The organism is Rhodococcus sp. T2V (assembly GCF_029269925.1).
GTDB lineage: Bacteria > Actinomycetota > Actinomycetes > Mycobacteriales > Mycobacteriaceae > Rhodococcus_F > Rhodococcus_F koreensis.
The window spans coordinates 1-8,680 of record NZ_JARJBD010000181.1; the positions used below are offsets into that span (position 1 = coordinate 1).

Annotated in this window: 10 protein-coding genes and 2 pseudogenes; 3 read left to right on the forward strand and 9 right to left on the reverse strand. The window is 66.8% G+C overall.

Annotation, left to right across the window (positions count from 1 at the left end; genetic code table 11):
• On the forward strand, nucleotides 1–346 hold a 346-nt coding region (locus P3H15_RS52110; protein WP_276144513.1), incomplete at its 5' end, for a winged helix-turn-helix domain-containing protein.
• A 29-nt stretch (nucleotides 347–375) separates the two neighbouring features.
• Here the strand turns inward: P3H15_RS52110 and P3H15_RS52115 are convergent.
• The 4 genes from P3H15_RS52115 to P3H15_RS52130 form a co-directional block, all read right to left on the reverse strand.
• Nucleotides 376–843 (reverse strand): histidine phosphatase family protein, encoded by a 468-nt coding sequence (locus P3H15_RS52115; protein ID WP_276144521.1) that lies wholly within the window; start codon nucleotides 841–843, stop codon nucleotides 376–378.
• A 120-nt stretch (nucleotides 844–963) separates the two neighbouring features.
• Nucleotides 964–1,359, reverse strand: coding sequence for a nuclear transport factor 2 family protein (locus tag P3H15_RS52120; protein ID WP_276144514.1), 396 nt, complete (start codon nucleotides 1,357–1,359; stop codon nucleotides 964–966).
• Between the two features lie 67 nt (nucleotides 1,360–1,426).
• Entirely contained in the window at nucleotides 1,427–2,152 is a 726-nt protein-coding gene (locus P3H15_RS52125; RefSeq protein ID WP_276144515.1) for a hypothetical protein, read from the reverse strand.
• A 96-nt stretch (nucleotides 2,153–2,248) separates the two neighbouring features.
• Nucleotides 2,249–2,485, reverse strand: a complete 237-nt coding sequence (locus tag P3H15_RS52130; RefSeq protein WP_276144516.1) for a three-helix bundle dimerization domain-containing protein — start codon at nucleotides 2,483–2,485, stop codon at nucleotides 2,249–2,251.
• Nucleotides 2,486–2,701: 216 nt separating this feature from the next.
• On the opposite strand from P3H15_RS52130, the gene P3H15_RS52135 reads away from it, so the two are divergent.
• Nucleotides 2,702–2,986 (forward strand): hypothetical protein, encoded by a 285-nt coding sequence (locus tag P3H15_RS52135; RefSeq protein WP_276144517.1) that lies wholly within the window; start codon nucleotides 2,702–2,704, stop codon nucleotides 2,984–2,986.
• Here the strand turns inward: P3H15_RS52135 and P3H15_RS52140 are convergent, their stop codons facing one another.
• On the reverse strand, nucleotides 2,987–3,415 hold the full coding sequence (locus tag P3H15_RS52140; RefSeq protein ID WP_276144522.1) for a serine/threonine protein kinase: 429 nt from the start codon (nucleotides 3,413–3,415) through the stop codon (nucleotides 2,987–2,989).
• A 209-nt stretch (nucleotides 3,416–3,624) separates the two neighbouring features.
• Between P3H15_RS52140 and P3H15_RS52145 the strand changes: the two genes are divergently transcribed.
• Complete coding sequence (locus P3H15_RS52145) at nucleotides 3,625–3,816, forward strand: hypothetical protein (protein WP_276144518.1); 192 nt, start codon at nucleotides 3,625–3,627, stop codon at nucleotides 3,814–3,816.
• A 499-nt stretch (nucleotides 3,817–4,315) separates the two neighbouring features.
• Here the strand turns inward: P3H15_RS52145 and P3H15_RS52150 are convergent, their stop codons facing one another.
• From P3H15_RS52150 to P3H15_RS52165, 4 genes and pseudogenes are all read right to left on the reverse strand, one after another.
• Nucleotides 4,316–6,013 (reverse strand): thiamine pyrophosphate-binding protein, encoded by a 1,698-nt coding sequence (locus P3H15_RS52150; protein WP_276144519.1) that lies wholly within the window; start codon nucleotides 6,011–6,013, stop codon nucleotides 4,316–4,318.
• Nucleotides 6,010–6,956 (reverse strand): annotated as a pseudogene (gene trxB, locus P3H15_RS52155) (thioredoxin-disulfide reductase). The gene P3H15_RS52150 and the pseudogene trxB overlap by 4 nt, the downstream one beginning before the upstream one ends.
• A gap of 12 nt (nucleotides 6,957–6,968) precedes the next feature.
• Nucleotides 6,969–8,177 (reverse strand): annotated as a pseudogene (locus P3H15_RS52160) (acyl-CoA dehydrogenase family protein).
• A 14-nt stretch (nucleotides 8,178–8,191) separates the two neighbouring features.
• Nucleotides 8,192–8,680, reverse strand: a 489-nt coding sequence (locus P3H15_RS52165; protein ID WP_276144520.1) for a CoA transferase, incomplete at its 5' end; no start/stop codon positions are given.

The window sequence follows — 8,680 nt, forward strand, 5'->3', positions numbered from 1 at the left end:
GCGTGCCCTTCTCCGGCGCATCGGACCATTGCCCAGGTCCTTCACCCCGCCGGTCACGGTGGGGGCAATCTCGCTGAGCATCGTGTGCACCACCGTGCAGATGCGTGACGTTCGAATTCCCCTGACACGAACGGAACTCGATCTGCTCGTCGTTCTCGCGAGGAACGCCGATCGCGTGGTCAGTCGCGGCCAGCTGCTGCAGACTGTCTGGGGGCTTCCACTCACAGCCAAGAACAATGTCCTCAACACCTGCGTCTACTCGCTGCGCCGCAAACTCGAGTCCCACGGTGCCCCGCATCGCATCCTCACCGTGCGTGGAGTCGGCTTCAGCGTGCGAACACGGTGACGCCCGCAGGCAGTGCCGCAGTGGGGCGGTCAATGGGGTGGGGTGGGCGGAAGGTACTGCAGTGTCGGGGCCGGACCGTCGCGGCGGTCGACGATCCAGGCGCCGCCCTTCGCGGTCGACGCCGCCGGCGGCACCCATACCGCGCCCCGCGACCGCGCGGGTTCGGCCAGGTTGTCGAGGACTTCCCCATGGGTACAGAACACGACCCCGTCGACTTCCGGCGCCGACAGCACTGTCAGCAGTTCGTCCGGTGATGCGTCCACCCCGAGCAGCGGGTGATCGTCGATCCGCAGCCCCCGCGCCGCGGCGAGCGGCAGCAGCGTCTGATGGCAGCGGGCGGCGGGACTGGCGAACAGGGCCCGCAGTTCGATGCCGTCCAGCGCGGCGACGAGGCCGCGGGCCTGCCAGTACCCGAGGGTGCTCAGCGGGCGGTCCGCATCGGGGCCGTGCCAGCTCTTCTTCTCGCCCGCGTGCGCGTGACGGACCAGGACGAACATTCCCACCCGCTCGGCCACTCGGCACTCGGTGTGGTTGGCCGGCGTCAGGTGATCATCGTCGATGCTGCGCCCCCGTGATGATCGTTCGTCACAGATTCGCTACCAGGAGATCCCTTCTCGTCACCCGGGCACGGTGGTTATCACGGTGAACAGTTGCGCGATCACGTCGTTTTCGACGATCGCGACGTCGTACCCGGAGATCAGTGGCTCACTCGATCCGGCGCCGGTGCCGGCGGCTCGATCGAGCGGGACGACGTCGAAGGCCAGCAGGCCCAGGTTGGCGGTCTGGTAGACCGGACCGGATTGGGTGAACGTCAGGCCCGACAATGGACCGTCGAGCAGTTCCTGCGCCCTCTCGTGTAGTCGGTCTTGGCCGATGACCGTCTCCTCCGGGTCCGACCAACGGACGTCGGGGGCATAGTTTCGGCGTACCACCGTCAGGCGCCGCTGCGGGTCCCGTTCGTTGAACACCGCCAGCAGGTTCTCCTCCATCAACCGAACGATGTTCTCGCTCAACGCGCTTTTCCTCTCCCTCGTGCCGGGGCCTGACTGCCGGGTCCGAATGCGGACGACGCCGTGTGGGTTACTCCACGTGGATGTGGGTGTCGTGGAGTTCGGTGACCGCGGCGTCGAGGATCCCGGTGAGCGAGTGCCCCGGGTTCCCGCACCACTGCCATGGCCCGGCGAAGGGATCGGGGTCGTGCCAGGGATGGCAATACCAGCCGGGGAGCAGTTGATCGTGAGTGTCAGCCTCGCTGTCGAGGATGGCGGTGAGCACCTCGAGGACCGTTTCGTAGAAGTCCTCCTCGACGAGCACATCACCGGCAGTGAATGCGGTATCGGCGATCACGGTGGCCAGGTGCCGCGACAACCGCGAAATGGTGTCCCCCCGAGCGACGAGCACGGTGAGGACGCCCGGGCTGCCCGCGTCGTCGGCGGCCAGCTCCTGTTCGGTTTCGATGCGGTGCACGATCATGTCGTGGCATTGGGCCAGGGCGGCCGTCGTCTTCGCTGCCGTCGCCATCGGGATCCGCACCCACGACACCTCGGCGACGTCGACGTCCGCGGTGGCATCGATCGCCATCGCGCCGGCGACCATGTCCGCCCACGCCGGAACGGCGTCGGGGTTGATCGTCAGTTGGGCGTCGCGCTCACTGATGCCGGCGATCGCGGCGACGGTGGCGGCGTTGCTGTCGATGAACACCGCCAGCATCTCGTCCGGGTAGTGCACGCCGCGGGCGGCGAGTTCGGTCGCCAACAGCGACACGTAGCGGGCCGACCACGACTTCTCCCGGTGCTGCTCCGCCATGCCCCTAGTGTGCCGAACCCTGGGCCGCAACTTTGTTGAACGCGCCCAAAGGGCGGGGCTGCTCGGCGCGTTCGACGTTCAAGGGCTCCGTGTCGGTTACATCGGGGCGGCCGGCTGGTGCTCAGTTCGTGGGGACCGGATCGGTGAGGTGTCGAGTGCGCGGGTGGCGGCTCGTTCGACCAGGAGCGGGACGAAGTCCCGGATCGGGCATCCGTCGAACCGACCGAGCCCGGTGTCGATCGTCTCGTCGACCACGTAGGGGTGCAGATCCGGGTTCCGCCGGTACAGGCGGGCCCGGACGGCGTCGATGTGCTGGGCTTCGCTGACGTCCACACCGAAAATTCTCGTCCTCCACCCACCGGAAAGCGATCATTTCCCAGGATTTCACCCGAGGAGGACACCGGTGGAGCTGCCCGAAAGGTGTGTGTGCGGGGTTGACGCGGCGGCCGCCGATGCGCACGATATCGACTGGACCGCAGCGGCGCAGTCTTTGTCCGAGACCCCGTGCGGCACGTACCTTCTGCCGCGCAGAGCAGGAGAAACGAGCCGATGACCCCGATCGCGCACGATCCCGACACGGCCCAGGCCGAGGTCTTTCTGTCCCTGCTACTGGCCGAGACGGACGGCCTCCTCGTTCAGATCGCGCACGCACAGACCCAGGTCGAACAGCTCTGGCCCACCGATCGTGACCTCGAGCGGCATTGGCGGGCCGAAGAACACGCTCTACGCACCCGACTTCACCAGGCGCAGGTGCTGGTCGACCGGCTGCTGGTCCGGTTCCCGGTGCTGGCCGACCGTGCACGTGCGTCCGCATCCGGCCGGTCGGCGGGGTGATTACCGCCGATTCGTCGACGCATGATCGCGACGTGCCAGCGTGAGTGTCGCGGCCGTCGGTTGCAGACCGATCTGCGGCCACTCGGCGGTGAGGGTCACCGACCGTACCGGCGCCGGGGTGTCGATCCAGTACTGCGGCTCGGTGCGGTACGTGCACAGTCCGGCCGTGCACGCCTGCACATCCGGGCGGGCGTGGTACGGGTCCGCGACGGCGATCCGGTCCGTCCCCGCCCACACCTCGAGGTAGGACCACCGCGCCGACCGATCCGCCGGGTCGGTCAGCGTCCGGGTCTCACGATGGGCCCGCTGGGCCGGGATGCCGGTGGCCGTGAGCGCCAGGTACACCGCGAGCCCACAGTCGAACGCGACGATCCGCCCCAGCTCCAGCGTCACATGCGGATTGGCGGCCAACACCCGGTGACCGTGCACCCGGACGCCCCCGCACGGGGGCGGAGGGTTCGCCGGCCAGCGTCGTCGATGCACAGCCTGATCGTGCCCCCACCACGGTGGTCACAGCAACGGATGAAACCTGTGAATATCCTGAGGAGCTGCGGAAACACCGGCCACGGGCACGCCGAACACCCATCCCGGGCTCTACACTTTGTCCTGACATATCACCGTGATGGGGAGGGGCGGACATGGAGCAGAACACTCGAGGCGACTCCGGCGCGGACCGGGATGTGCACCTGTCCGCCGACGATCTGGCGGGCGTGGTCGAGGCACTTACCGGTGAGCGCGTGACCGCTCGACCCGCACAGACTCGACCCGCACAGGACAAGCAAGCCCGGTTCCCCGCGGCGGGCGCAGGGTTGACCCGCATACGAGCGTGAGCCGGGGGACTGTGACGGCGAACGTGACTGTCCGGGCATTGCATGACCACCGCGACCGGCGTTGAACACCACCACGCCGTTCGAAACGCGTGAGAGCACCAGCTCCCGCGGCGACGCCACGGGTCCTCGACAAGACGACGAAGATCGGAGAAAGCTACCCCGTGCATCCCGGCCACCACATGTCCTGCCCGGATCCCATCACGTCGGGACGCGACCAATGGATTCGCGCGGCAGCGAGTCCGATCACCGGCGGTGACCGTATCGACGATCGTTGACTGCTTCGTCGACGTCGGCCGGAGCTGGGGCAGACGGTGACGTCCGGCGACGTCGGGACATGCCCCACAGCGCCATCCGGGAGAGGAGACCGTCGCGCAGACCAGCGTGTGAAAGAGGGCCGCGCACAGGTGGGCGGTGAAGGTAGAAGAACAGCAAGTAGGCGAGCATCGTGTGGGATTGCCGCGGCAGGGCGTAGGCGGTGGGGCAAGAGGCGTGGGAAGGTTCAGGCGCTGGCAGAGGGTGATCGGGTCGCCGCCGGCTGGCAGCGTTGCCCGCCCGGCGAGTGCCCGCGTATGCGGGAGCGCCCCGCGTGAGCATCGCGGCGCACGGGGCGTTTGTGCCGGCGCTGGGGTGTCGTCAGTTGATGCCGGCTGCCTCCTTCGCGAGCGTGGCGAGTTGGGTCGTCGATCTCCTCGAGCTTCCGGATCGAGATCGCTGTCGCACCCATTGCTTTGGCGATCGGAACGAACTCCGGCCACGCATTCAGTGAATGGTCCGGGTCGGCCCCGTAGCGCTGCAGTTTGTTGTGTTCGGCCCCGTAGGCACTGTCGTTGAAGACCAGGATGACAAGAGGCAGGTGGCGCCGTACCGCGGTCGCGAGCTCACCGAGATGCATGATGAATCCGCCGTCACCGACCACGGCCACCGTTGTCTCACCCGGGGCGGCGATGGCCGCGCCGATCGCGCCGGCAAGCCCGAGTCCAATGGCGCCGAACCCACCCATGGTGGTGAACCGCCGTGCGTCCTGTACTGCGATGCGTGGCCAGACTGAGTTGGTGAATCGTCCGATGTCGCTGACCATGATCCGGCTGGCCGGCAACGCGTTGTCCAACGCCAGGCAGGCCGTTCGCACGTCTACGGTGTCGACCGTGGTGCGATCGGTGAACTCGTCGCTGGGTGTGAAGGTCGCCAACGCTTGTTCGACGGACTGTAGCCAACCGGGCTGGGCCGGGGTGTGATCGATCTCGTCGAGAGCGGCCCCGATCGCCTCGGCGACCGCGGTCGCGTCCCCGGCGACGTACACGTACCAACCGAATCGGCCGGGGTCGATGTCGATCTGCACCAGGTTCTTCTCGGCAACCCATTCACCATGGAAGGTGGTGTCGACGTTCAGACTGGCGCCGAACGAGATGATCAGATCGGATTCGGCGATTGCTGTGGAGGCGACGCTGTGCGACATGCTGCCACAGATCCCGAGGTTGGCCGGGTGCCCCCGGAACAGGTCCTTGGCCAGCACCGAGGTGGCAACCGGTGCCGCGAGCTTGCTGGCGAGCGCAACCAACGCCTGCTGGGCGCCGGACAGGACCGCTCCCCGCCCGGCCAGCACGATGGGACGTTTCGCGCTGGCTGTCACACCCAGCGCGGCGTCGAGATCGTCGAGGACGGGAACCGCGGGGGAGTGCGGCACGGGCACCCGCACGGGCGGTTGCTGTCCGGCATCGTCGAGCATCAGGTCGGCGGGAATGTTCACCACGATCGGGCGATGCTCGGCGACCGCTCGTTGAAACGACCGGTTGAGGTCCCGGACCAGCGATTCCTTGCGGTAGACCTTCTCGTATCCCGCACCGGCGGCCGCGGCGAAGGAACTGATGTCCAGGCGTTGAAAGTGAGTGGGCTCGGCAGGGGTGTCCCCGGTGAGAAGGACGACCCGGCTGCGGCTGCGCACGGCCTCGACCAGTGCTGTCATGGTGTTCGACAGGCCCAGGCCGTGTGTTACCGTGGCGACCCCGACCCGGCCGGTGAATCGAGACCTGCTGTCCGCCATCGCGACCGCGCTGCTCTCATGCACAGTCGGCACGAAATCACCGCCGTGCTCGCGGTAGTGGGCGACGAACAGCATGTTCACATCACCCATCAGACCGAACATGACCTCGACACCGTGGTCGAGCAATGCCTGCGCACAGGCCTGGAAGATCTTCATCCGACCGCCTCCTCGGGCATCTCGGCGCCGGCGAGGAAACGCTCGACGTCGAGGGCGGCGCCGCAACCACTTCCGGCGGCGGTGATGGCCTGTCGATACGTGTGATCGACGAGATCACCACAGGCGAACACGCCCGGAGTAGCGGTGCGTGAAGACCGGCCCTCCGTCACGACGTACCCCGCTTCGTCGAGCGTGATCTGGCCGTGCAGGAGTTCATTGCGGGGGTCGTGACCGATCGCGATGAATACTCCGGTCACCCGCAGTGTCGAGAGCTGATCGGTGGCCGTGTCGCGGACGACGAGTCCGACGACCTGCTCGTCACCGATCACGTCTTCGGCCACGGTGTTCCACAGGAACCCGATCTTCGGATTCGCGAAGGCGCGTTCCTGCATGATCTTCGACGCCTTCAGTGTGTCTCGACGGTGCACGACGGTTACGCTGGCGGCGAATCGGGTCAAGAAGGTGGCCTCCTCGAGCGCGGAGTCCCGCCACCGATCACCGCGATGTGCTGGTCGCGGAAGAAGAACCCGTCGCAGGTGGCGCACCAGGACACGCCGCGCCCGGACAGTCGTTTCTCGTTGGGCATGCCGAGGTTGCGGTATGCCGACCCCATGGAGAGGACCACGGCGTGCGTTTGGTAGCTGCTTCCGTCGACGGTGACCTTCTTGACCGGGCCGTCGAGGTCGACTGCGGTGACATCCTTGGCGACCAGTTCCGCTCCGTAGCGTTCGGCTTGCTTGCGGAGGGTGTCCATCAGTTCGGGACCTTGGATGCCTTCGACGAAGCCGGGGAAGTTCTCCACCTCGGTGGTCTGCATGAGGGCGCCGCCGTACTGGGTGCCTTCGAACACCAGGGGGTTCAGGTTCGCGCGGGCGGTGTAGATCGCGGCGGTGTATCCGGCGGGCCCTCCGCCGATGATGATGACGTTGCGTGGGGAGTTCATGGTTGCTCCGAGTCAGTGGAAGGCGGCAACGCCGGTGATGGCCTGGCCGACGATGAGGGTGTGGATCTCGCCGGTGCCCTCGTAGGTGAGGACGGATTCGAGGTTGGCCATGTGCCGCATGATCGGGTACTCGAGGGTGATGCCGTTGGCGGCGAGAATCGTGCGGGCACTGCGCGCCACGTCGAGCGCGTTCTGGACATTCAGGCGTTTGGCGAAGCTGACCTGCTGCGGATGAAGCTGGCCGGCATCCTTGAGGCGGCCCAGATGCAAGGCGAGCACCAGTGAGGTGTTGACCTTGGTCAGCATCTCGACGAGCTTGTTGGGTGAGTTGGAACCCGGCGATCGGGCGCCCGAACTGGGTGCGGGTGGTCGAGTAGTCGAGCGCCGCCTCGTAGCAGGCTCGCGCTGCGCCGACGGCTCCCCAGACGATCCCGATTCGGGCCTCGGTCAGGCACGACAGGGGGCGCGCAGACTCGTCGCCTCGGGAAGAGTGGCGCTGCTCGGGAGTCTGCAGTCCTCGAACACCACTTCCGAGGTGGTGGATGCGCGCAGGGACATCTTGTGTTTGATATCGCGGGCGGTGAATCCGGGGGTGTGCCGGGGGACGACGAAGCCGCGGACACCGTCCGGGGTCTTGGCCCATACGACGGCAACATGAGCGATGCTGCCGTTGGTGATCCACATCTTGCTGCCGTTGAGCACCCATTGCCCGTCCTCGAAGCGGGCGGTGGTGCGCATCCCGGAGGGGTCGCTGCCGGCATCGGGTTCGGTGAGTCCGAAGCAGCCGATCGTCTTGCCTTCGGCCATCGCCGGGAGCCATGTCTGCTTCTGCTCTTCGCTGCCGTAGCGCCAGATCGCGAACATCGCCAGTGACCCCTGTACCGAGACGAAGCTCCGCAGTCCGCTGTCTCCGGCCTCGAGTTCCAGGCATGCGAGCCCGTACGCCACCGCGTTGGTTCCGGGGCAGTCGTAGCCCTGCAGGTGCATGCCCAGCAGCCCCAAATCTCCTGCAGCCCTGGGGAAATCCTCGGGAAGATAGGCGTTGTCGTAGGCGTCCGAGAGTCGGTCGAGGAGGTCGCGGCGGACGAACCCGCGGACGGTATCGCGGATGAGCCGTTCCTCCTCAGACAGCAACGAGTCGATATTCAGAAAGTCGTGGGCGTCCACGGGTGGGGGAGTATTCCGCTGCAGGTCTGCGCCGGATGCTGCTGTGATGGTCATGAGATGCTCTTTCGTCATGCGGTGTCGCGTCGGGTCTCGAGTTCGTCGAGCCAGTTTCGGATGTCGGCGCTGTGTTCGCCGAGGTGCGGTGCCCGGGTGCGGTAGGTGACCGGTGTGCCAGACAGGCTGATGGGATTGGCAACTCGGCGTCCGAGTCGGGGGTCGCCGTCTGCGGTGTCGGCGACGGGTGCGAGACCGAGTTCGGTCGCGAGTGGGAAGGCATCGGCGATGTTGTTGACCGCGCCGGCGGGCACACCCTGTGCTGTCAGTTCTTTCGTCCAGTGGTGTGCGGGACGCGGCGCCAACGCGCTTTCGAGGCTCTCGCGTAGTCCTTGGCGATTCTGCACGCGCAGCTCGTTGGTGACGAACCGGTCGTCCCGAGCCAACGGGGAGGCGCCGAGGGTGGCGCAGAGCCGGCTGAACTGTCGATCCGTGCCCACGGTCAAGACTAGCGTGAGTTTCCTAGGTAGCCGAGTTTTCGTGTCGCGTCGTGCGTGTTGAGC

Bases quoted from the DNA above. Each gene is read 5' to 3' on its own strand.
- P3H15_RS52125 (WP_276144515.1), bottom strand. From the start codon at position 2,152: ATGGCGGAGCAGCACCGGGAGAAGTCGTGGTCGGCCCGCTACGTGTCG.
- P3H15_RS52145 (WP_276144518.1), top strand. From the start codon at position 3,625: ATGGAGCAGAACACTCGAGGCGACTCCGGCGCGGACCGGGATGTGCAC.
- P3H15_RS52115 (WP_276144521.1), bottom strand. From the start codon at position 843: ATGTTCGTCCTGGTCCGTCACGCGCACGCGGGCGAGAAGAAGAGCTGG.
- P3H15_RS52150 (WP_276144519.1), bottom strand. From the start codon at position 6,013: ATGAAGATCTTCCAGGCCTGTGCGCAGGCATTGCTCGACCACGGTGTC.
- P3H15_RS52135 (WP_276144517.1), top strand. From the start codon at position 2,702: ATGACCCCGATCGCGCACGATCCCGACACGGCCCAGGCCGAGGTCTTT.